This is a genomic window from Rhizobium sp. A22-96 (genome assembly GCF_053521805.1).
Map to the genome: position 1 here is coordinate 131,228 of NZ_JBNWDQ010000008.1, position 22,981 is coordinate 154,208.

At 60.6% G+C, this 22,981-nt stretch carries 16 protein-coding genes; 4 read left to right on the forward strand and 12 right to left on the reverse strand.

Annotation, left to right across the window (positions count from 1 at the left end; translation table 11 throughout):
- From tssM to tssA, 12 genes are all read right to left on the reverse strand, one after another.
- The gene (tssM, locus tag ACQZ6F_RS30170) at nt 1-3,492 is read right to left on the reverse strand and encodes a type VI secretion system membrane subunit TssM (protein ID WP_449094895.1); all 3,492 of its coding nucleotides are present in this window, start codon (nt 3,490-3,492) and stop codon (nt 1-3) included.
- Nucleotides 3,489-5,009: a type VI secretion system protein TssL, long form gene (gene tssL, locus ACQZ6F_RS30175; RefSeq protein WP_449094896.1), complete on the reverse strand. Its 1,521-nt coding sequence runs from the start codon at nt 5,007-5,009 to the stop codon at nt 3,489-3,491. The genes tssM and tssL overlap by 4 nt, the downstream gene beginning before the upstream one ends.
- Complete coding sequence (tssK, locus tag ACQZ6F_RS30180) at nt 5,006-6,346, reverse strand: type VI secretion system baseplate subunit TssK (protein WP_077471695.1); 1,341 nt, start codon at nt 6,344-6,346, stop codon at nt 5,006-5,008. The genes tssL and tssK overlap by 4 nt, the downstream gene beginning before the upstream one ends.
- Complete coding sequence (locus ACQZ6F_RS30185; RefSeq protein ID WP_449094897.1) at nt 6,343-7,539, reverse strand: FHA domain-containing protein; 1,197 nt, start codon at nt 7,537-7,539, stop codon at nt 6,343-6,345. Before ACQZ6F_RS30185 ends, tssK begins: the two co-directional genes overlap by 4 nt.
- Nucleotides 7,529-8,554, reverse strand: a complete 1,026-nt coding sequence (gene tssG, locus ACQZ6F_RS30190) for a type VI secretion system baseplate subunit TssG (protein WP_449094898.1) — start codon at nt 8,552-8,554, stop codon at nt 7,529-7,531. Before tssG ends, ACQZ6F_RS30185 begins: the two co-directional genes overlap by 11 nt.
- A 21-nt stretch (nt 8,555-8,575) precedes the next feature.
- Nucleotides 8,576-10,357, reverse strand: a complete 1,782-nt coding sequence (tssF, locus tag ACQZ6F_RS30195; RefSeq protein ID WP_449094899.1) for a type VI secretion system baseplate subunit TssF — start codon at nt 10,355-10,357, stop codon at nt 8,576-8,578.
- Nucleotides 10,350-10,859 (reverse strand): type VI secretion system baseplate subunit TssE, encoded by a 510-nt coding sequence (gene tssE, locus ACQZ6F_RS30200; RefSeq protein ID WP_068390616.1) that lies wholly within the window; start codon nt 10,857-10,859, stop codon nt 10,350-10,352. The genes tssF and tssE overlap by 8 nt, the downstream gene beginning before the upstream one ends.
- On the reverse strand, nt 10,852-11,679 hold the full coding sequence (locus tag ACQZ6F_RS30205; RefSeq protein WP_449094900.1) for a type VI secretion system accessory protein TagJ: 828 nt from the start codon (nt 11,677-11,679) through the stop codon (nt 10,852-10,854). The genes tssE and ACQZ6F_RS30205 overlap by 8 nt, the downstream gene beginning before the upstream one ends.
- On the reverse strand, nt 11,676-13,079 hold the full coding sequence (tssC, locus tag ACQZ6F_RS30210) for a type VI secretion system contractile sheath large subunit (protein WP_449094901.1): 1,404 nt from the start codon (nt 13,077-13,079) through the stop codon (nt 11,676-11,678). Before tssC (ACQZ6F_RS30210) ends, ACQZ6F_RS30205 begins: the two co-directional genes overlap by 4 nt.
- A gap of 51 nt (nt 13,080-13,130) precedes the next feature.
- The gene (gene tssC, locus ACQZ6F_RS30215; RefSeq protein ID WP_068390609.1) at nt 13,131-14,609 is read right to left on the reverse strand and encodes a type VI secretion system contractile sheath large subunit; all 1,479 of its coding nucleotides are present in this window, start codon (nt 14,607-14,609) and stop codon (nt 13,131-13,133) included.
- 109 nt (nt 14,610-14,718) lie between these two features.
- Nucleotides 14,719-15,231 carry a type VI secretion system contractile sheath small subunit gene (gene tssB, locus ACQZ6F_RS30220; protein WP_068390605.1) on the reverse strand — a complete coding sequence of 171 codons (513 nt, stop codon included), beginning with the start codon at nt 15,229-15,231 and terminating at the stop codon, nt 14,719-14,721.
- 105 nt (nt 15,232-15,336) lie between these two features.
- Nucleotides 15,337-16,326: a type VI secretion system protein TssA gene (tssA, locus tag ACQZ6F_RS30225; RefSeq protein ID WP_449095062.1), complete on the reverse strand. Its 990-nt coding sequence runs from the start codon at nt 16,324-16,326 to the stop codon at nt 15,337-15,339.
- 286 nt (nt 16,327-16,612) lie between these two features.
- Here tssA and tssH point away from each other — a divergent pair, with 286 nt between their 5' ends.
- The 4 genes from tssH (at nt 16,613) to tssI (ending at nt 22,977) form a co-directional block, all read left to right on the forward strand.
- Nucleotides 16,613-19,360 (forward strand): type VI secretion system ATPase TssH, encoded by a 2,748-nt coding sequence (gene tssH / locus ACQZ6F_RS30230; RefSeq protein WP_449094902.1) that lies wholly within the window; start codon nt 16,613-16,615, stop codon nt 19,358-19,360.
- Nucleotides 19,361-19,423: 63 nt separating this feature from the next.
- Nucleotides 19,424-19,900 carry an Hcp family type VI secretion system effector gene (locus tag ACQZ6F_RS30235; RefSeq protein ID WP_034511314.1) on the forward strand — a complete coding sequence of 159 codons (477 nt, stop codon included), beginning with the start codon at nt 19,424-19,426 and terminating at the stop codon, nt 19,898-19,900.
- A gap of 118 nt (nt 19,901-20,018) precedes the next feature.
- Nucleotides 20,019-20,567, forward strand: coding sequence for a hypothetical protein (locus ACQZ6F_RS30240; RefSeq protein WP_136686881.1), 549 nt, complete (start codon nt 20,019-20,021; stop codon nt 20,565-20,567).
- 7 nt (nt 20,568-20,574) lie between these two features.
- Nucleotides 20,575-22,977 (forward strand): type VI secretion system tip protein TssI/VgrG, encoded by a 2,403-nt coding sequence (tssI, locus tag ACQZ6F_RS30245; RefSeq protein ID WP_449094903.1) that lies wholly within the window; start codon nt 20,575-20,577, stop codon nt 22,975-22,977.
- Nucleotides 22,978-22,981: the final 4 nt, after the last annotated feature.

A 22,981-nucleotide genomic window follows, 5' to 3' on the forward strand; every position in this document is an offset into this window, starting at 1 on the left:
TCAAAATTGCGCCGGGCAGCTGAAATCGGACAATGCCTGCAGCCGGAATGGATTGAGAACCGAGCCGAACTGCACATCGAACTCTGCCGCTCGACCGTCGTTCTCGAAGCGTGCCCTGAAAAGATCGGGTCCTTCGACCGTCACCTTGGCAGCGTCGAACAGGCGGAAGGGAGACCAATCGCCGCTCTGCGTCATGGCTTCCTGCCAGCCACCGGGCAGAAACGCGATGCGCGATTGATTATCGGTGTTGGTAGCCGGCCAACCTATGGATTTCGATTGGATCGGGCCGTGGAAGTAGACCACACGCTCACCCTCTATCTCCATCATCACGGCATTGGCCGAATCCGACAGGGATACCGGCTTCACGTTGATCGAAATCGCCGGCTTCTCGCTTCCGGCAGGGAAGAAGGCACGTTCGATCTTGTTGGCATTTTCGAACTGCGCGATGGCCTGGCTCGGAATGCTGTCGCCGCCGAAGGTGCCGCGCCAGCCCCATGGCTGTGCGCTGGTGTCGATGAACGCATCCAGGCGGTTCTTGAAGAACGTCTGGAACAGGCCCTGAGGGCCGAAGAGTCGCACGAAATCCGCCATGGCAATATCCTGGCTTGATTTTCGATCGAAGGGATAGCGACCGGTGACGATGCGGGCGCAGAGATCGGCACCTTCCGTAGCCCAAAGATCGTTGATGCGGGCGCGGGCGGTTTTGACCGCGAGGGATCCGATATCGGCGGCAGTTGCCACCATCCAGGCATCGGCGGGCGCCGGCAGGCCCCGGGCCTGTTGCAACAGGTCCTGATTGGCGTTGGCAAGCTGGCCACCGGCATCGAAGACGCGGGCGACCTCTGCCGTCGATGTGGCGGCGCGCGATAGCTGGCCATAGATATTTTGCAGGATCGGCTGAAGGCTCTGGATCTGCGAGCGAGGCTTGCTGCTTGCTCCATTCGCATTGTCGCCCTGAGGCGCGGCCTGTGTATTGTTGCTGCTCACCTCGAGCGCTGCGCGCAACGGTCCATAGGGATCTGGCGTGTTGGCGACATTTGTGGATGCCGATGCAAGTGCTGCATCCGGAGTGTCGCCGAGCGACGCGACCTCAGTCACACCAGCCGGACGCAGATCCGTAGCCGTCGCGATGGATTTCAGCACCATCTCGATAGGACTTGGATTTGCCGCCAGGATTCTCGCTGTTTCGGTTGCGTCCGCCAGATCCTTCGAAGGGCGAACCTGCAGGTCTGCGAGCAGCGTCGACCAGCGTTGCTGGAATGTATCGAAATAAAGCTGCAATGCGGCCTGGGCGATGGCGTCCGTGGTCATGCCGGTTGGGTTGCCGCCGGCATCGCCGCGCACCCATTGCTCCTTGAGCGCTTCCGATGCCGCCGCTTCGGCGTCCGGCAGCACGACGGTGCGATAGCCCTTGCCCGTGAAGATTCCGGCGATACCGTCACGGAGCGCTGCTTTCGATTTTCTCTGGAACACCTGCGCACCGAGCGGACCCAAGGCGTCGGCGGGGATCCAGGGATCAAGCTGTCGGGCTTGGCGGGAATGGGTGAGAATGTCGTAGGTGCGCGATGCCAGGCTTTGCGGGCGAATGGTGTCGCGTGCCTTGGCAATCAAAGCGTTGTCCAGCTCGATTGCCGGCAGATTGCCCGTGGCCATCGCATCGACATGCGTAACGAGCGCTTTGCGAACGGCGGCGCGTCCTTCGCCCGGATAGAGCGTGGCAAACATATCTTCTGCCTGCTGCGAGATGAAATCCTTGTCGAGGGGACCTAATCCGCCGAGCATCCCGTAGAGCTTTAGGCTGTCGAAGGTCCTTTGGACATCTGAAGGCTGCTTGAGTTCCTTTTGAAGCTCCACCAGCATGCGCGGCAACAGGAGGGAATTCAGGGCACGTTGATAGGCGATGCGCTGGCGGCTGGCGATCTTGTCCTCCTGGTCCAGGCCGAAACTCGTCGGCCAGATCCTCGCTTCATCGAAACTGCCGGTCACGGCGCGAAGATTGTCGAGAGCGGGCAGGACGCGAAGGAAGTCGGCATCGGTGACGTCGCGCACCGGAATGCCGTTTGCCAGCTTCTCGTAATTGTCGATGCGCCGCTCGGCGGCGGCAATCGCGCGGGAATTCTGGAAATAGGTGGCTGTCCAGCCGGTGAAGACGATTGCGAGCGCCACTGCGGCCACACCATAGGCAACGCGCCGGATCATCGCCTGACGGCCGGACAGGCGTCTGTCGCGCGCAACCAGCGATGCTTCGCCGAATATGACCTCCTTGAAGAGGCGCGAGAGGAAATAGCTGCGGCGCATGCGCGGCGCCTCGGCTGCAGCCTCCCTGCCTTGCGTGCCGGAGGCAAAATAGACACCGCGCATCAGCGGGGCTTCGATCAGGCTCGACGAAGAGCAGAGTTCGCCGAGCACCTCCTGCAGCCGTTCGCCAAGGGCAGCAAGCTCGGCGGGGAAACGGAATATCCGGCCGCGAACCTCGATGTTCGGCTCCTGCTGCAGGCGCTCGATCAGCATTGCATCGACGCGTTGCTGCAGAAGCGCGAATTCCTCCATGAAACGTTCGGGCAGATTTTCACCCTTGTAGCTCTCATCGAGATTGAATGTCGTACCCCAGACCTGTTCACGATCGGTCTTTGCAAGTCCGTCAAAAAACTCGACGAAACCGGTCAAAAGGTCCGCCTTTGTCAGAATGACGTAGACCGGCACTCGCGCCTGCAGAAATTCATCGAGTTCCGACAGGCGCTTGCGGATGGAGCGCACCTCATCGAGCTGCTCCTCATGATCGCGGCTGAGGAGATCGCCGATCGACAGCGTGACGAGGGCGCCGTTGATTGGCTGCGACCGGCGATATTTCCTGAGCAGGCCGAGGAAGCCTTCCCAGCCCGCCTTTGATGCGCCGTTCAAATCATCCTGTGTCGTGTAACGGCCGGCCGTATCGATGAGGATTGCCTCATCGGCGAACCACCAATTGCAGTTGCGGGTGCCGCCGACGCCCTGAACTGAATTGCTGCCGATTGCATCGCCAAGTGGAAACTTCAATCCCGAATTGGTCAGAGCCGTGGTCTTTCCGGAGCCGGGAGCGCCAAAGATCACATACCAGGGAAGTTCGTAAATATAGCCGAAGCGCTTCTTGCTGATGCGGCGCAGCAGCAGCAGGGCCTCCTTGAGGCGGCTATGGATTTCGCCGACCTCGGCCTGCTGGCTGGCCGCATCATCGCTGATGCCGTCCACAAGCGCGTTGTCCCGCTTGCGAGCGCGCAGCCGTGCGATCAACAGATAGGCGAGCCAGACTGCGATGACCACGCCGATCGCGATCAAGCGGGCATTGACTGTCGCCAGCGGCTTGAAGGTGCCGTAGCCGAGCGTGTAGCCGTAGAACCAGATGAGGATGCAGATGGCTGCGACCCAGATGAGCGAGATGAAACGCTGGCCGAGAAGGCCGGCATAGACCGAGACGTAGGAGCGAAGCGTGTAGAATATGCCGAGCGGGTTCATCGTGTGGCTCCCGTCGTTGCTGCCGGTGCAGCGCTCGGGTTGTCACCCGCCGGCCCAGTCGTCGCCTGCGGATTGAGGGCGGCGTCACCAAGCCGTTGCGTCGGATCGGTCAGCACGAGGATTTCGGTGCGGCGATTGGTTTCGCGTCCTTCCGGCGTCTCGTTGCTTGCCAGCGGATCGCTGTCGGCGCGCCCTTCCGTCAGGATCGCATCCTTGCCGGTATAGGCGGCCAGGATATCGCCGACCGCGCGGGCTCGGGCCTCGGAGAGGTGCCAGTTCGACGGGAATTGTGTCGTGCGGATCGGCACATTGTCGGTATAGCCGACGACCACCGCGCGGAATTTCTCCGAGGCGAGAGCACCGCCGATGCGCTGCAGGAGATCGCGGAACCGGTCGCTGACCTCGGCGCTGCCGGTGTCGAACAGGCCGGAATTGTTGATGCGCACCAAGAGGCGCCCGTTGGAGTTGGACAGGGTGACGAGTTTGCGCTCGACTTCTGGTTGCAGGAAAGCCAGCAGATTGTCGAGCGGGCTCGGAGCCGGCTTGACCGCCGGCGGGGCCGTTTCAGGCTGCTTTTTCTGCGGCGGTGGAGCCTCGACGACCACCTCCTTGGGTTTCGGCGTCTCGATCAGCAGGCTCGGCATGTCGCGCGGCGGCAGATTTGCCAGGCGCTCGAAGGTCGCATCCGAGGCCCGGTTGAGCGACAGCGTAAAGAACATGTAGCCGAGCGCAAACAGCAGAGCGAGGATGGAAAGAACCGTCCAAAGTGCGACAACGGTCCGCAGCGGCTTGTGCCGTGCGGAAACACCGCGCCAGTGCGGCGACAGCTCGCGTTCGAAGACACCATACTGGCCGAGCAAAGTCTTATAGAGACTGTCGCGGATGCGTCCGAGCTCCAGAGAACCGCGCGGTGAAACGCGTGTCCGGCCTTCGAAGGCCAGAGACAGGCATAGATATATAAGAAGCAGCAGATCCTTGTTGGTGCCCGGGCTTTGCTGGAAGTGGTCGAGGAGATCGAACACCCGGTCGCCGCCGGTGACATCCATGTGGAAGGTGGAGACGAGGCCGGAGCGCGCCCAGCCGGCGCGCACGCCCCAGCGCTTGCTCAGCACGACGTCGTCGATGGTTGCGCAGACCACATAATGGGCGGCGCGCGCCCGCTCCGGACTGATGCGGGCGCTGGCGAGATCGCGCTCATAGCGTCCGACGGCCTCGATCGTCACGCGACGTAATTCGGCGATATCAGGCTGTTCCTCGGTATTGCGGAGACTATGGGCGAGATTCAGCAATGGGGCGGCCGAGCGCACGATGGTCGGAACGTCCTCGCCGCCAAAACGGAAGTTGCGGATCAAGGTGTCGACCGACCAGCCGCCGGGCGTATCCCCAGCCTGTTGATCGAGTTCGTCATCCAGAAGGTCGGCCAGCTTTCGGGCGGCCTCATTCTTCTTGGTGCCGCTGTCGCTGAGCTCGATGATGGTCGGCAGCTCGTGCCATGGTGTCGATCGTGGTGTGTTCATTCTCTGAGAGCCCACAGTTCCATCTCCAGGCCAGGGAAGTCGCCGGCAAGATGCAGGGCGATCGCGCCGGAGGTATCAAGCTGTTTCCAAAGCGGATTCTTCGTATCGAGTTCGAAATAGATCGTTCCAGATCGATAAGGCAGCTGCCGCGGCAAGACCGGTAGCGGACGGACAGGAATACCTGGGAGCGCCACGTTGACGAGTTCGGCGATGCGCTCGACAGGGCCGACCTTGATCTGCGACGGCAGCTTGCGCCTGACGTCCTCGGCCGACATCTCGGCGCGCACGGCAAGAACGAAGCCGGCATCCTTGAGCAGCGAACGATCGTTGATGGTACCGACGCGGACGTCGTGACGCCGCTCGATAAGCTCGATGGAAACCGCGGCTTGCTCCAACACTGCGGAGAGGGAGGCGCGCAAATCATTGAAGACAGCTGCAAACGTCGCCTTCAGATCGTCGTGGCGATAGGGCGGGAAGTCGCTCGCCCGCTTGCTGTCGGTGGTAAAGGTCGCAAGCTCTCCGGCAAGCTCGATACATTGCTCATAGAAGGCCATCGGATGCATCCTCGATGCATTCGCCGCAATGTGGCGCAGCATCGGATCGGCGCGATTGAGGATGTGTAGAAGAAAGTAGTCGCCCACTTCCGCGGTGCCACGCACAGTGGGATCTCCGATGCGTTCGGCAATCGCCTCGGCGCGATGCCGCACGATGCCGAGCAGTTCGGTGACCAGCTCGTTCAGCCGCGCTTCGGCGGCGCAGTTGAGGCAGGGCGCAATATAGTCGGGATCCAGAATGACTGCTCTGTCCGAACGCACCTCGATGATGCGGGCAAGGCCAATCAACTCGTAGCCGGCGAGCTCGTCGCCGGTTTTCAGGTAGCGCAGGCTCAGGCGACCGACATCGATGGGTGCCATGAAGTCGGTTTCTATATTGGAATCCGGCGCCTCATATTGGGAGGCGGTGATGCGAACGCTGTTGCGCATTGCGCTGCCATTGTGGGCGACATCTGCCTTGCCGGGCTGACGCGCCGGCAGGGCGAGATAGACGATGGCATTTTTGGTGCTGTCGTCCAGATCGAGTGGTGGCGGCAGGTCCGCATCGATGGGTGCTTCGAATGGCGTGCCGTCGGGCAGGATGCCGCGCAGATTCGACAGCGCGAATTGGCCGATGGCGAGCGCGCTGCGGTCGATGCCGATTTCAGCGATGCCCCAGGGATAGGGCGCCAATCCGCGCGCGGTCGTCCGCACAAGCCGCTCCGTCCAGCGGTCGGCTTGCTGGAAGTGCTGTACGCGAAGGAACATGCCCTCGCTCCATGCCACTCGATTCTCGTTCTTCATCGGGTGTTGCCCGTCCTCTCTGCAATGGTGCTGATGTCCTGCTCACCCTGACGATCCGCCGGGGCGCGTCCGGCTTCCGTCAGCAGATCGCGGACGGAAATGCGCTTGCCATCTCGTTCGAACCGGGTCTGATAGGCCTTCCAATAATCCCGGCTACCGCGCCAAATCCCCTTGCGGGAGCCGGCATCGACCTGCGCCTCGATCATGCGGGGCTCGAATAGACGACTGGCTTCGCCAAGGAGATTTTCAAGGCCGGCATTCAGGGCGGATTGCCTGGCAATGAGTGTTCGCAGCCGATCCGTGAGCTGCTCGGCTCGCTCCCGGCTGAAGAGCGACGCAGACGAATGAACATGGTCATCTTCGATGCCAAGGAGCGCGGCTTCATCGGCGAGGGTCTGCTCTAATCTATCGACAAGGGCTTCAAACTGCTGGAGCGGATCGTCGGACAGCAGCAAGGTTTCATCTGGCTGGCCAAAGCCTGTGTCTTCCGCCGCCCGGATATCGTTTGCGGGAATGATCACCTTCGTCGTATCCGGGGCATCGCGACCGACGGCGCTGCGCGCAACGGCCACGGAAACGTGTGTCGCAGCACCATGCTCCAATTGGCTGCCGAGGCCGAAATCCGCATTCCAGTCATCGGGGAGGACCGGTTTGATACCATCGATATCAGGCGGACCGCTCCAGCCGACATCGATATTGCGACTCGACTGCTTGTCCTTTCGCGTCGATTGCGGAATAGCCGCGATCCAGTCTTCTCCGCCGCGATGGCCGAGTATGCCATTTGCCGTGCTGCCGCCGGGCGCGACGTCAGCGAGGATTGAGGAGATGGTCATCGTTTCATCGCTGAGGCGCAGGCCGGCGGCCGGATCCTCGATATCGCGATCGGCTTCGCCGCTGATGGCGACATGGAAGGATATTTCGCCGAATGCGATCTTCGACTTGTTTGCAAGTCTCGCAGTCTCACCTTCCATGATCATGACGCCATCGACCCGGGTGCCGTTGGCGCTTTGATCGCGCAACAGAAAGCCGGTGCGGTCGCGCTCGATCATGCAATGAATCTTCGACACCAGGCGGCCTGGATCTTCGACTTGCCAGTCGCAATCCGGCGAGCGGCCGAGCGTGCGCTTGCCGCGTTCGAAGAACCATCCCTTGCTGGCGCCATCGCCGGCGATCTGACGCAGCTCAAGCCGCATGGGCGCCTCCTGCTTGTGACAGCCCGCGAGCCGAGCGTGGTTCGGCGATAATGGCATCGCCACTGTCGCTTTCGGCTGTAGCGACGCGTGCCCAGCTATTCCAACCGAGCCTCGGCGGATCACCATCCTCGCCCAGCTTGCAGAAGGGGATATGCTCCTTCTTCAGGACGACCTGAATATCGAAATCGAGCGTCGGGCCGACAAAGAGACGCGTCAGCGCGAAAAGCGCGTCGATATTGCTGCCGCCGGGTGAGAGCGCCCGATAGTCTTCGTAGTTGACGGGGCCAATAACCACGCGGAAACTGCCACCGAAATCATGGATTGCCGTTCCCGCCGTAGCATTTACGCCGAGCTGAACTCCCTGCGGCTGGCCCATGCGGCTGCGTTCATCGACGGGGATGGAAAGCCAGCGGCCCCTGAACAATTCTATCGCCACCGGCAACCCGCTGAATTCGCGCAGCATGGCCTGCAGATTGATCGCATTGCGGTTGCGAGCCGCAAAGAAGCCGGAAAATCTGAGGATGAGTTCATCGTCGGGTCGAACGCGCTCCCTCAATCGTGCCGTACCGAAGCCCGCGAGGGAGAAAAGCGTTGATATGAAGGTGTTGCCGCTTCTGCCCGGGTTCCATCGCAGTCTGCGGGCGAGGCGATATTTCTCGCTTGCATCGACGAAAAGTTCCGTGAGGCGGGCGGTGAAGATATCGAAGAAGCTTGCAAGTCCGTGGGCACGGTTGCGCTCTTCGCGCATGACGAGCTCGTTGTAGCTCGGCGGCATCGCTCCGAGCGGGCCGAGCAATCCGGCCATGCTGGCACGCAGCGATGCGCCTTTGCCTTTGCGCCTGAAGTCGTTGACGGCGAGCGGCGTCGGCGAGACGCCGACCGGCGACGAAACCGAGAGATGATCTCCGGCCGATTCCTGAGCCACGCGGAATGCCGTCGTCGGCTCGAAGCGACCGGGGTCGCGTTCGAGCAGCGATGCAAGCATTTCACTGTCACTCGGCAGCATCTGATCCATCGTCCTAAGATCGTCCTTTCATCAAAGCAGCGGCCGTTCGGCGGCGCGTGCCGGCCAGACGGCGATCGGCTTGGATTGTCCCTTCATCGAAATGGAGAGACGGGTGAAACTGTTGATAGAGGTGTAAAGCCCGAAAAAACGGTCGAGAACGCTGCCGAAGAGATAGGCCGAAGGCCTGTCAATTGCTGCTGGATCGAATTCCAGCCGGATATCGGTGCCGGGGACCATGCCGCCGCTGCCGAGGCGGGCCATCGAGCTCTTCGCCTCGATCCTCACCAACGCGTCGGCAAGTTGCCGTGTCTCGCGGCTGTCGCGGAAGGCGTAAAGAGCCAGGATGTCCTTTAGCGCTGCGCCGTCATTGTCGAAAATCGAGAGATGGTTGAGCTGCAGATGCGACATGAGCCGCCAGTTGCGCCCCTGTTGTTCGCTCATGCGTACCGAGGGAGTAGGGGCCATCAGGGCTTCGACAGTGCCAACCGCTTCGCTGCCGGAGGCAAGCTGCAGATAGGGGTGGCCGCCGCCGAACGGCAGCTGTTCGGGAAGTTCACGATTGAGGCAGAGCGCATCAATGCTGGCGATCTTATCAATGGACCCGGCCGGCCGCCTTGCGCGATCGACAAAGGCGATTTCCATGTCCGAGGTGCCGTCATCGGCGTCGAAGAGCCGCGCACATTGCCAGAATAGCGACGAGGCTCCACCTTTCAGGCTGCGGCCGAAGAATGGCTGGCACTGCTCCTCCCCGCCGGTGCGCCCTGAGACGAGCACGTTTTCAATCGTGTAGATCTCACGCGTCTTTTGCCGTCTGGCGTCCGGCAGGACGCGATATTCCGTGCGCGTGCCGTCAAGGGCCAGGGGTTCGCAGGTTTGGCGGAAGAGATTGACCACCGGCGTCGCATTGAGCACGAAATCGCGGGCCGAAAGCGTCCGCTCCAGCTTTGTGCTGGTTTCGTCGAGATAGATAAAGATCTCCAGCGTCTCGCCGTCCCAGGCCTTCAGCCCGGTAATGTCGATGAAGAGGAATTTCTGCGGCAGAGCGAAGAATTCCGTGAGTAATCGGTAGCCGGCGAAGCTCGATGTCGGGTAAGGCAGTATGGCTTCATCCGGTTCGAAGCCGATCGGCTGAAGCGCTTTCGCCGGTAGCATGACGGGAGCACGATCATCGGCATGCCGGGCAAGCGCGATGCCGAGCGTATGGTTGGCGAGCAGCTCGTGGATCGCCACTGCCTGCTGCCAGGAGGAAGCAATATGCAGTCTGAGCCGATCAAGGCCGATTTCACTGATGGACTTGTTCGTGTCGCGCGGGCGGATCGAAAGACGCAGACAACCGGCGGCTCCGGCATGGGGTGAGGGTGGCGCGCTGATGGGATGACCCGTCAATGAAGCCGAGACGATTTCGATCGGCGCAACATCCGTATCCTGCGTGGTGCGAAAGCGGCAGCTCTCGCCACCGATCGGCTCGGCGAAGATCTCTGTGTGGCGGGAAACCGTCTGCACTGAGGCAAGCGTGTTGCTCGGCGCCAAGCGCACGATGCTCATCGAGGGCAGCGGCGCCAGATAATGCGGGTAGAGGGTTTCGAGCAGGCCGTCGGTCAGTTCCGGGAACTCGTCGTCGAGTTTCTGGCGTACACGGGCGGCCGAATAGGCAAAGCTCTGGATCAGTCGCTCGACATGGGGATCGTCGGCCACCTCGCCGGTCACGCGCAGCCGGCCGGCGATTTTCGGAAAGGCGTCGGCGAAACGCGCCGCGCGGCGACGGATGGCAGCGAGTTCGTCATTGTATCGCTGCAGGAAACCGTCAGCCATTGCCGGCCTCCACGAGAAAGCGCTGGGTCGACGGATCGATCGTCGATTCAAAGCTGATCGGCGGCATGCCTTCGTGCACGCGAAACGTCGCCTGGATACGCATGCGCAAGGCGCGTTCGCCATTGCCGCGGCTTTTCAGGATGCTCACGCGCACGTCCGAAAGACGTGTCTCGAAAAGCGCGATCCGTCGCTCGATCAGTCTGGCGAGGCGCGTTTTGGCCTCGTCGGTGACGAGGTTCGCCGACACCATGCCATCAACGCCGAACGAGACCAGGGCATCGCCGAGTTCCTCATGGATCGATGGCGGAGCGGTCGGCCGGCGGCGTGTGTTGAGCAGCGCTTCCAGATCGCGGCGGATGCATTCGCGCAGCTCTCGCAACTGTTCGGCAGATGTCAGTGGCGGGTCCTGCAATCGATCCGGGTTTTCGTCGATCAGCCGATCGATGATCGATCTGGCGACGATCCGTTCCCGGGGTCGGTAGCGTTCGAGCGGATCAGCCATGGGCGGCGCGCCTCGTCTGGTCGGCATCAAGCGACACGGTTTCCAGCGTCTCAAGCTCGTGGAAGGAGACGACGTCGTCCCCCGCCAGGAAACATTTCTGGCCGCGTCCGGTCGTAATACCGGTCGGCTCGTCGATCCATTCGGTCTCGCGGCCCAGCAGCAGCCTGGCGCCGGTCGTTCCGTGATAGATTGCCGGCAGAAGAACCGTCGCAATGGCGCCGTCGACAAGTTCCAGTTCGGCCGAACGGAAAGCGAGGTCACGCGGCCGCGAGATCGGCTCGACGCGAAGGGTGGCGATCCGGGAAAAGTCGATCCAGAGATAGGCGCCGCCGGTCATGATCACTTCAAGCGCATGGGGGAGGCGGTCGTCGAGATCGCGGAAATCGGAAATAGGGCGACCGTTCCAGCTCATCGGCCGTTCACCCCGGATCTCTTCCAGGGATTGAAGCCCAGCGGCAGCGTCCTTCGAGCCATCGCGATGCGCGACCGCGACTTTCAACGCAACTTGGTCAAGCGCAGTCGGGCCGTTTGGAAAGTCCGGTGTTGCAGCGGTGTCGAACCAAGCCGATCGGGCCGCCATGGCCCGCAGTTGATTGCGCAACAGCGCAAAACCCATCGTATCTTCCGGCGCGAAGGTGGCAGCGAGATTGCATTGGGCATCAGCGCGCGCATAGTCGCCGGAAAGGATCAGCAGGTCGATGAAAAGGTGCCTGGCGTCCTTGTCGCTGGGCGCCGTCTTCACGTGTGCCTTCGCCAGCTCGATCGCCTCATCGAGGGCGTTTTCACTTAGTGCTTCGGCGATCTTGGCGGAGAGGGTCATGCAGACATCCTTTGCGGCACGTTTGCGGGACGGGAGAGCGCAAGTGTCGAATTCGCTGTCTCCGCGACGAGATGAAAACTGGTGGATACATCGTCGAGCTGGAAATGCGGCTGCAGTCGCACGGTGCAGGCAAACATGCCGGGCTTGCCGGGAATTTCGTCGACGGTGATGCCGGCTGAACGCAAAGGAAACCGGACGCGCAGCAGCACGTCGGCATCGTCGTTGCCGAGCGTGTAGCTGGACAGCCAGTCATTGAGCTTGCGCTCGATCGAGGCCGTATCGGCAAGCCGGCCGATCTCATCGCGCATGATGACCTTGAGGTAGTGCGAGAACCGCGAGGCGCAGAGCACATATTGCAGCATGGCGGCGATACGCGCGTTCTGTCGCGCCTGCTCGCTCGAATAATGCGGCGGTGCGTGCAGCGACTGGTTGGAATTGAAGATCACTGAGGAGGAGAGGTAGGTGGTAGCGACCGGCACGAGGCCGAGTTCGCAGAGTTGTTGTTCCTGCGTATTGGTCAGGCGTATTTCGACCGGCGCCTGCTCCGAAAGGCCGTGGCTTTCCGTTCCAAGATCATACGGCGCCAGTTCCTGCGCACTCAGTAGGCCGCCGTCGACTGCATCCTGAGTGACGCCCCGGATGTCGGCAAACCACCCGGATTCGACGAAGTTGCGGATGACGATCATCGCAAATGCAAAGGCGCCGTTGCCCCACAACAGGCTGCTGCCGTCGGCGGCTATGTTTTCACGGAACGGAAACTGATCGTCTCGCTCGCGTGAAAATGGCTCATAGGGCGAGCGCATCAGGACACGAGGGGCGACCAGCCCCAGAAAACGCGAGTCTTCACGGGCGCGAAGTCCATTCCAGCGAATGCGGGTCGGATCATAGGCAAGCCAGGAAAAGTCCTGGACGCGGTTCAATTCGTTGAAGTCGTTGAGGCCGATCGCCTGCGGTGATGCGGCAGCGATGAAAGGGCAGAAGGCGGCCGCTGCGGCCATACCGATTTGGGTCAGCGCGCCGATCGTGTCGCCGCCATTCGGATCCTGCGGTGAGAGTTCGTAGTCGCCCACCAAAAGACCGAAAGGTTCGCCGCCAGGCATGCCGAATTCGCGGCTGTAGATCAGCTCGAAAAGATGACTCTGATCGAAATCGGTCGTGCGTTCAAGATGCCGTGCCAGCTGCGCCCAGCTGACGCTCAACAGCTTGATCTTGACCTCTTCCGACTGCCCTGTGTGATGTACGAGCATGTCGAGCCCGCGCCACCGCGCTTCCATCGCCTGGAATTCGGGGTGATGCAGGATGGCATTGACCTGCCGATTCAGGGCATCGTCGATCATGGCGATCACGCGATGCACCTGACGGGGCCAGGCGGCTCTCGATTCCATCGTCGTCGCGATCATGTGGCTGACTGAAGGCGCGCAGGCGGCTGGTAGCCGCCGCGCGGTCTCCCCTTAGTTCTTGCTCGGAATGCGGGCGACCATTCGCAGCGAAGTGGTCAACTCTTCCATCTGGAGCCAAGGTCGCATCCAGGCGACGGCATTGTAGGAGCCGGGCTTGCCGGGAACCTCTTGAACCGTCACCTTGGCATCGCGCAGCGGATACTTGGCGCGCGATTCCTCGCCTGCGTCGTCATTGGCGTTGACATAGTTCGAAATCCAGCGATTGAGCCAGTTTTCGCAGTCCTCGGCCTCCATGAAGGAGCCGATCTTGTCGCGACCCATCACCTTGAGATAGTGGGCAAAGCGCGACGTCGCCATCATGTATGGCAGGCGAGCGGAGACAGCGGCGTTGGCTGTCGCTTCCGGCTTGTCGTAGAGCTTCGGTTTGTGCGTGGTCTGGGCGCCGAAGAACACGGCATAGTCGGTGTTCTTGTAGTGGCAGAGCGGCAGGAAGCCGAGCTTGCCGAGTTCGGCGTCGCGGCGGTCGGTAATGCCGACTTCGGTCGGGCACTTGAGATCCAGGTCGCCATCATCGCTCGAGAAGATGTGCATCGGCAGATTTTCCACCTTGCCGCCGTTTTCAGCGCCGCGGATAGCTGTACACCAGCCGCTCTGGGCGAAGGCGTCGGTCAACCGTGTTCCCATGACGTAGGATGCGTTCATCCAGCAGTAGGAATTGTGCTCGAGTTCGCCGGTCTTGGAATGTTCGGTCTCGTCGAAGCCGAAGTCATCGATCGGATTGGTCTTCGGGCCGTATGGCATGCGGGCGAGAACGCGGGGAAGCGCAAGCGTGACGAAACGCGAATCTTCGCTATCGCGCAGGCTGCGCCACTTGGCGTATTCCACCGTCTCGAAGATCTTTTCGAGATCGCGGGGACGGGCAAGCTCACGATAATCGTCGAAGCCGAACATACGGGGGCTTGCGGCTGAAATGAAAGGGGCGAAGGCGGCTGCCGCGATCGACGAGATGGCTTGCAAGGTCTGCACGTCGTCGAAAGAATTGTCGAATTCGTAGTCGCCGATCAGCGCACCCATGGGCTCACCGCCCGGTGTGCCGAATTCATCTTCGTAGATCGACTTGAATAGCCGCGATTGATCGAATTCCACGGCCTTTGCCAGATCCTTCGAGACATCGCGCTTGGATGCGTTCAGGACGCGGATCTTCAGATTGACGCTGGTCTCGCTGTTCTTGACCAGATAGTTCAATCCACGCCAGCTGCCTTCCAGCTTGGCAAATTCCGGCGACTGCATGATCGCCGCGAGCTGTCGCGAGATCTTCCGGTCGAGCTCGGCTATGGCGTTGTTGAGGGTTACCGTCAGGTTGCGGTCGTAGGTGACAGTGCCCTTCAGAGCCTGGTCCGTCAGTGTCCTCAACAGATCCTGTGCACGATCCGGTTCGGTTTGCCGGGTGGCGGAAACGATTTGCGTCAGAAGATCCTCTGCCGGCGCAAACTCGGCCTCTTTGGTCTTCAATTGGCTTTCAGCGCTCATTTTTCGATCCTTACGGAAGATGCAGCGATATTGGTGAGGCTTGCGCGCTTGCCGCTACCGGCTGCTTGAAACAGAACTGAACGACCCGACTGGCGGATCGTGATGGCAATCAGCTGGCGGCGGGCTTTTCTTCCACACCGAGCTCGGACATCAGCTTCGAGAGATCCGCCTTGTTTTGCAGGACTTCCTCGAGCAGTCGTTCCAGCTCTTCCGAGCGGTCGGCCTTGCTCATCAGGTCTCGAAGCTGGTTGCGGGCATCCAGCAGCGCCTTCAGCGCGGGGACCTGGTTGACGACCGAGCCGGGCTCGAAATCGTCCATGCTCTCGAACTTGAGCGAGACGGGCAGTTGCGAACCATCGCCTTGCAGCGTGTTTTCGACCGATATGTTCAAACCAGGCGTCATGCGGCGCATGACATCGTCGAAATTGTCGCGATCGATCTGCACGAACTTGCGTTCGCCGAATGGTTTCAGCGGCTGGGTCGGATTGCCGGAGAAATCACCGAGCACGCCGACGACGAAGGGTAATTCCTTCACGACCATGGCGCCTTCGGTTTCCACCTCGTACTTGATGTGGACCCTTGGCTTGCGCACTCGCTCCAGTTTTTCATGAACACTTGCCATAAGCTTCTCCTTCAATCCCAAGCGGGCAAAACTTGCTTTTCACATGTGGCACAACTCGACTTTGGGAAGAGCTGGTTGCAAAAAGTTCAAAATTGGTTGTGTCCGTCAGCCACCCTTGTTGGACTTTGGCTGAATTCCAGCCGCGGTCAGCACGGCGTTTCGGGTTTGTTGTTCGGGCAGCAATTCGGCCAGCAATTCCGAGAAATCCATGCGTCCCCGCCGCACCATGGTCTCGATCGCCATGGAGATCGGGGAGTGCGGCTCCGTGCGGCGGAAGTAACGCGCAACGGCAAGCATGAGCTCGAACGCCTCCTCGCGGGATCCTATCGTTTCGACATTGAGGGGGCGTGGAATTATCTGAGCCGGGTCACCCGTACCTGTCGGTGCCTGCGGCGTAACTCCGTCTTCGACCGTGTGAGCTTCGATACCCGCAAGAGCGCGAAGCGCCGATGCGGCTTCCTGCAGGACGTTATGCGTGTTGGAGCTAGGCGGCGCCATAGCGCCGCAGCGCTCGTTCAGGATTGCCACGAGGCGGTCAAAGGCGGCTATGCAGCCGTTGAGATGTTCGAGATGGGAGCTCATCGCCGCGGTGCCGGCCACGATAACGGCCTGGTTCAATTCGTCGCGCCGTCTGGTCTCGTTAGGTCGTTGCGAAAGCTGGAAATCCCAAAACGAAAACTGGCCGAATTTCATGCCGGGCACAAGCGGAGTAAGCCTGATTGCCTGAATGATCGTGCCCTCACCGCCTACGCCATTGAGCCCTGCGAGAGGTGCCAGGCGTTCTTCCATGTCGTCCTCGCCGACCGAATGGAATCTCTCCCAATGCTTGTCTAAAAGCGACGCAATTCCCTGGTAGACATCCCTCAATCCTTCAAAGCCGCGCAAACGTAGTTCTGCTTCCGCGAGCCACGCCAATACTTCGAGATCCTTACTTTTTGAAGAAACAATCTGCAATCCCAGATTGCTGACGTCTGACCAGGCAGGTGGAACGCTAATATTCTCCCCAGGTGATATACCTCGTTCTGCAGCGCGCGCCTGATTTCTTGCGTCCTTTATTCTATAGTATATTTCACGCAATGAAGTATTGCTGCGGATGTTTTCTCCGCATGGCGCATTTTCTTCAAATGGAGTCTCTATGTTTCGCACATTGAGCAGGGGCTTAACTCCAAATTTATAACTACATCATCCAAGCGCAAGATAGTTATGTCGATATATTCCATTGTCAACCATGTATATTCTGCAAAGGAATTATGACAATCAGAAATTAGAAAGTCCGGAAAAAATTAATGTTTGCGGGCTGGACACATTTGGATAAGCGCCCTAGTTGTTCGACCGGCATGGAGGATACACCTAACTAGAAACCTAAGGAGGAGATTTCCACGTGTCGAACATCGATCTCAATCGTCTAATCAGAACGCTTGAGCCCGAATTGCGTGTCGGTCTCGAGGCCGCAGCGTCGCTTGCTGCGCGCGAACGGCATGCCGCCGTGGATGTCGCAAACTGGATACGCGTATTACTAGACGTATCGGAAGTTTGCTCTTTTTTTGAAGGGCTTAACGTATCTTCGCAGGCTTTGCGCACCGAGCTTGATACCGCCATCGCGGAACTGCCGCGGGACGGCGGCAATGCGCTGGTGCTGTCCCAGAACCTCCTTGCCTTGATGCGGGAAGCATGGCTCGTCGCTTCGCTTCAATGCGGTCGAAAAAGCATCACCTTGGCCGACCTGCTGACAGCGCTGACCGACGATCAATCGCTGCGAATCATGGCTCGCGGCATGGCGCCGTCTCTGCGGGATATCGACCGCAATGCTCTTGAAAAGCGGTTGAATGCCACGTCGTCGGCCGATGAGCCGGCTTCGTTGTCATCGCAATCATCGCCAGCTTCCGCTGTCGGTGAGAATGAATTTCTGCGCCTATACACCCGGGACATGACGGCCGATGCCAAGCTCGGCCGCATAGATCCGGTGATAGGGCGCAATCGCGAACTGCGCCAGGTCATCGATATCCTGATGCGGCGCCGGCAGAACAATCCGATCCTCGTCGGGGAGGCGGGCGTCGGCAAGACGGCTGTCGCCGAAGCGCTGGCGCTTGAGATCGCCTCTGGAAACGTGCCGGACATGCTGAAGCCGGTCAGGATCCTGTTGCTCGACCTCAGCCTGTTACAGGCCGGTGCGGGTGTTAAGGGTGAGTTCGAACGACGCCTGCATGGCGTCGTTGCCGCGGTACAGGCTTCGCCGGAGCCGATCATCCTCTTCATCGACGAGGCACATGGCCTCATTGGTGCAGGCGGTCAGGCAGGGCAGGGCGATGCGGCCAATATTTTGAAGCCGGCGCTTGCGCGCGGGGAGCTAAGAACGATCGCCGCGACGACCTGGAGCGAATACAAGCGCCACATCGAGAAGGATGCGGCGCTGACCCGGCGCTTTCAGGTCGTCCAGGTGCTCGAGCCTGACGAAGAGACGGCAATTCGTATGTTGCGGGGCGTTGTCGAGAGCTTCAAGGCCCATCACAAGGTTCGCATTCGCGACGAGGCGCTGGCTGCCGCCGTTCGCCTTTCGGCGCGCTACATCCCTGCACGGCAACTGCCGGACAAGGCAATCAGCCTCATCGATACCGCTGCCGCAGCCGTATCTCTGGCCCGGCAAACAGTGCCTGAGGCGCTGAATAGCCTGCGCCACGAGCAGGAGATGCTGGAATCCGAGCTGGAGGCACTGTCCGCGGAGCCACCAACGCCGGAGCTGACTGCCCGCCTGGCCATCATCGGGAACGAGAAGGCCGAGGTGATTGCCGAGATTGAGCGGCTTCAGGCCAAGCTCGACGAAGAAATTCGGCTGTCGAAAGAAGCCGACCGAATTGAAGCGCTCCTGAAAGAGCCCAACGCGCAGCCGGCGGCAGATGAGGCACCGGCGCGTGGTGACAATGTCGCGCTTTTCCCGCCGCACGGCTCATCGCCTGAAACCATCAAGGCCGCGTTGGCGCAAGCGGAGCGAAATCTCGCTGAGTGTGCCGGCGAAATGCCGCTGGTTCCTCGTGTCGTCGACAAGGAAGTCATCGCCGGCATCGTCGCGCGCTGGACCGGTATTCCCGTCGGAAAGCTGCTCTCGGATCAGGTCCAGACAGTCAAGACGCTCGACGCCAGGCTCAAGGAGCGTGTTCTGGGTCAGGATGCGGCAATCGACCGGATTTCGGCGTCGATGCGGTCTGCGCGCGCCGGGCTTTCCGATCCACGCCGCCCGCCCGCCGTCTTCCTGCTGGTTGGCATGTCGGGAACCGGCAAGACGGAAACGGCGCTTTCGCTGGCCGATCTTCTTTATGGCGGCAGTCAGTACCTGACGACCATCAACATGTCGGAATTCAAGGAAGAGCATAAGGTTTCCCTGCTGCTCGGATCGCCGCCCGGCTATGTCGGCTATGGCGAAGGCGGGGCTTTGACCGAGGCCGTGCGCCGCCGTCCCTATGGTGTCCTGCTGCTCGACGAAATCGACAAGGCGCATCCTGGCGTCCAGGAAGTGTTCTACCAGGTGTTCGACAAGGGCACTCTGCGCGATGGCGAAGGCCGCGATATCGATTTCAAGAACACCACCATCGTGATGACGGCCAATACCGGCTCGGAACTGCTGGCGGCTCTCGCCGCAGATCCCGATTCCATGCCGGAAGGCGAGGCGCTGGAGGCCCTGCTGCTTCCGGAATTGCAGAAGCATTTCAAGCCCGCTTTCGTCGGACGCACCACGGTTCTGCCCTTCATGCCGCTCAACGGCGAGACCTTGAGCGGCATTGTCGACATCCAGATCGGCCGCATTCGCGATCGCGTCGCGGCGTCCTATGGCACAAGCGTTTCGCTGTCGGGAGAGGCTCGGGAAGCGCTGGTTGCACGCGCCAAGGCAAGCGAGCTGGGCGCCCGCGCCATCGAGACCATGATCGGACGCGATCTTCTTCCAGAACTGTCGACCTTCTTCCTCGATGCCGTTGCGGCGGGGCGGAGAGTTGGCGGCATCACCATCAGTTTTGGCGATCACCGGTTCCTCATCGAGGAAAGCCCGGTGGACGACGACGAATTCGCTGACCGTGGACAAGGCGGCACGGCGAATGAAGCAGCCCCGGACGACCACCATGTCCGGATGCGGCATTAGACGGAAAGGTAACCCGCCTTGCAGCGACAGGGCGAATTCAATCCTAACAGGAGAGTTGAGAGCATGCCGATTTATCTGCAGATCGACGGAATTCAGGGCGATGCCACCCACGAACAGCACAAGAAGTGGATGGACATCGAAGTCATTCACTGGAACGTCTCGCGCAACATGAAGACGTCGGCCGGTTCGGCGGCGAACCGAGAAGCTTCCGAGCCCACCGTTTCGGAAGTCATCCTGACCAAGGTCAGCGATTCCTCATCGACCAAGCTGTTCCAGGAAGCATGCTCCGGCCGCACCGGCAAGCAGGCCGTCATCCATCTCGTGACGACGGGCAATCCGGGCGACACCTACATCGAATACACGCTCACTAACACGCTGATCGCCAGCTACTCGGTCGATTCCAATGGCGATCGCCCGGTCGAAACGATCAAGCTCAACTTCACAAAGATGGAAGTGAAGTACACGCCTTACGACGACTCGCAGTCGCCGCAGTCGCCGATGATCGCGTCTTACGACCTAGCAACCACCAAGGCCGCCTGACCATACAGCGCTTTTCGGCGCGTCACGATGATGGGGCACGCCAGAACGGTATTCGATGCCAGATCGCCGCTGCGGCGGCGGTCTGCACGCTTTGACAAAGTTTCTCATCGAGGTCGCCATGGTAGATTTTTCCGTTTCGTCACCGGCGCTACAAATGGAGCCGGTGAAGCAAACCGACCTGCCGCCAATGCGGCGCGCAGGGCGCGGTCCTTCCTACGATTATTTCTCCTATCCGAGCGGTCCACGCGAATTCGCCGCGCGGAACCAGGCCATGGGGGCCGCGGCATCTCTCTTCCGGATGTTCTCCGAGAAGGCCAATGAGATGTCGTTGACACATTGGCTGCAACGATGGCTCCGCAACAACGAAGCCAACATCATCAGGGAGATGGATATCAACCATCACTCGATCTTCGTCGCCCAATTCAACTACTCCGTCACCGACGGCGAGACCCGGGCCTATATGGCGCGGGGCGCCTATCTGCTCGGTACGCTCGCCTCACGCGCCGAGATCGGCAAGATCCTGACCCCGGAGGTGCTTTACGGGCCTGGGATGCACGAGACCTTGCCGAACGGGACATTGTTCCAGATGGCCTATCTCGTTGGTGGTCGCAAGCAGGTGCTTGGCAGCGCCGGCAAAGCAGGGGCAGCGAGCTCACGGGTAGGATAATGAACTGATGAATGATCAGCCCTCGGTCAATGACTTCATTCAGGCGACCCGAAATCTCAGGGTCGTCTCGCCGCTTGGCACAGACCAGCTTCTGCCGGAGCGCGTGATGATAACGGAGGGCGTCTCTTCGCTTTTCGATATCCGTCTTTCCGTGCGCGCCAAGCGGGAGGTGATTCAGCCGCAAGAGCTGATCGGCCGCCTGGTTGATGTTTCGATCGAGGTCCAGCAGGCTGAAGATGGTGGCGACGGCGTTCGCCGCCCCTTCAATGGCCTGGTAACGTCGCTTCAGGAAGGGCCGCCAATCACCCGCGGCCTGCGCTCCTATTCGATGGTCCTCAAGCCGCAAATGTGGCTGCTGTCGCAGCGTTCGGACTGCCGCATATGGATGGACAAGACCAGCATCGATATCGTCGAGACGCTGTTCTCCGAACACGGCATTCCCGCTCCGGAGGTCTCCGGTGTTGTCACGCCACCGCCACCGCAGCATTACTCGGTGCAGTGGAACGAAACGGATCTCGACTATTTGACCCGCCGTTTCGAGGAGGACGGCCTGTTCTACTGGTTCTCCCATGAGAGCGGCAGCCACCGGCTGCATGTGGCCGACGGCGCCAATTCATGGGCCGGACCCTCAGCATCCGCCGAAGGCGAGAGCAGGGTGCGCCTCGCACAGGGCTCGACCGACCGCAACCATATCAGCGAATGGATGAAGCACTACGCTTACGTCCCGGGCCAGCGTGCCGGCGCCGATTGGAATTTCGAGACGCCGCAGATGGTGCCGGGTACGGCCACGCCTTCTCTGGTGCAGATGCCGGGCGCGATGAAGCGCGAACTTTATGAGTATCCGGCCCGCATTTCCTCCGTCTCGGAAGCCGAGCGGGCGCAGAAGCTTCGTATGCAGGCAAGCGAAGCCGACCATAATCGTGTCATCGGGCAGTCTTCATCGCGGATACTGGAGGCGGGGCGGCGCTTTACACCTTATGAGGTGGCCCATCCGGAGCATGTCTATGAAGAGCACGTGATCGTTCGTGCGACGCATTTCGCCGTCGATCCGTCCTATGAAACCAACACGGATCAGCCGGAATACACCAACGAATTCGAAGCGGTGCCGTCACGCGTCGCCATGACGCCGCATCGCAAGACCGAACGGCCGCGTATCCGTGGCACGCAGGTTGCCATTGTTGCGGGCCCTTCCGGAGAGGAAATCCATCCGGACCAATACGGCCGCATCAAGCTGTGGTACCCATGGGATCGGCGTGCAAGAAAGGATGGATCCGACACTTGCTGGGTGCGCGTTGCCCAGAATTGGGCGGGCGGCACCTGGGGCGGCCAGATCATTCCCCGCATCGGCATGGAAGTCATGATCGCCTTCATCGACGGCGATCCGGACAGGCCGCTCGTGACCGGCGTCGTGCCCAATCCGAATAACGGCGTGCCCTATGACCTTCCCGGCAACAAGACCCGAATGGTCATGCGCTCCAACACGCACAAGGGCACCGGCTTTAATGAAATGACCTTCGAGGACGATGCCGGCCGGGAAAACATGTTCTTCCATGCGCAGAAGGACCAGACGACACGCATTCGCAACGATCGCACAAAGCGCGTCGACCGTCATGAGGTTGCGTCGATCGGCGGCAACCGCGCCGTCGAGGTGAGCGGCAACCAGAAGCACGAGATCGGCGGATCACTCAATATGGTGGTGGGTGGCACGGGTTCAGGCGCAATGGACGCGCTCACGGGGGTCATGGGCCTAGCGGGCCAGACTTCAGCGCTCCTCCAACAGGCCGGGCAGATGGTCGGCGGTGGCGGCCCCGCTCTTGGTGCATTCGGAATGACCCTTGCCTCTTCCGCTCTCGGATTTTTATCGGGAGGTGGTCTGGCATCGCGTGCCGGCGTCGTCTCTGGCCAAACCCCGCGCAGGGATGCGGGCACGGATCTTGCTGCTTCCGGCACCGGCATGGGGGAGGACGCTGGCGGCTTCTTCCCACTCTCCGGCATCATGAACACGATTGTCCAATCGTTCCAATCGACCAGCGTTGGCGTCGCCCAGGTCCAACAGATCGGCATGAGCAAGATCACGAATGTCGGCCAGACTCATATGGAGACGGTTGGAAAGGAACAGCACACCTCCGTTGGTGAGAAGATCAACATCGAGGTCGGGCAACTCTACAACATCGTTTCCGGCGATAAATATCACGGCGAAGCCAAGGTCTGGGAAATCTACGCGAACGACGAAATCCGCCTCTCGGCACCCGGCGGCTACATCAGCATCGATAAGCAGGGTATCAAGTTCTACGCTCTGAAAATCGATATCGAGGGCAATCAGATCAACTTCAGGAAAGGCGGTCCGGGCAAGGGCCCTTCATGCCTCAAGAAGATGTCGCAGTCCTCCACGCCGTTCGTAAGAGGATAAGCAA

Coding starts and splice junctions, on each gene's coding strand:
- tssM (WP_449094895.1), bottom strand. CDS start 3,492: ATGAACCCGCTCGGCATATTCTACACGCTTCGCTCCTACGTCTCGGTC.
- tssL (WP_449094896.1), bottom strand. CDS start 5,009: ATGAACACACCACGATCGACACCATGGCACGAGCTGCCGACCATCATC.
- tssK (WP_077471695.1), bottom strand. CDS start 6,346: ATGAAGAACGAGAATCGAGTGGCATGGAGCGAGGGCATGTTCCTTCGC.
- ACQZ6F_RS30185 (WP_449094897.1), bottom strand. CDS start 7,539: ATGCGGCTTGAGCTGCGTCAGATCGCCGGCGATGGCGCCAGCAAGGGA.
- tssG (WP_449094898.1), bottom strand. CDS start 8,554: ATGGATCAGATGCTGCCGAGTGACAGTGAAATGCTTGCATCGCTGCTC.
- tssF (WP_449094899.1), bottom strand. CDS start 10,357: ATGGCTGACGGTTTCCTGCAGCGATACAATGACGAACTCGCTGCCATC.
- tssE (WP_068390616.1), bottom strand. CDS start 10,859: ATGGCTGATCCGCTCGAACGCTACCGACCCCGGGAACGGATCGTCGCC.
- ACQZ6F_RS30205 (WP_449094900.1), bottom strand. CDS start 11,679: ATGACCCTCTCCGCCAAGATCGCCGAAGCACTAAGTGAAAACGCCCTC.
- tssC (WP_449094901.1), bottom strand. CDS start 13,079: ATGATCGCGACGACGATGGAATCGAGAGCCGCCTGGCCCCGTCAGGTG.
- tssC (WP_068390609.1), bottom strand. CDS start 14,609: ATGAGCGCTGAAAGCCAATTGAAGACCAAAGAGGCCGAGTTTGCGCCG.
- tssB (WP_068390605.1), bottom strand. CDS start 15,231: ATGGCAAGTGTTCATGAAAAACTGGAGCGAGTGCGCAAGCCAAGGGTC.
- ACQZ6F_RS30235 (WP_034511314.1), top strand. CDS start 19,424: ATGCCGATTTATCTGCAGATCGACGGAATTCAGGGCGATGCCACCCAC.
- ACQZ6F_RS30240 (WP_136686881.1), top strand. CDS start 20,019: ATGGTAGATTTTTCCGTTTCGTCACCGGCGCTACAAATGGAGCCGGTG.
- tssI (WP_449094903.1), top strand. CDS start 20,575: ATGAATGATCAGCCCTCGGTCAATGACTTCATTCAGGCGACCCGAAAT.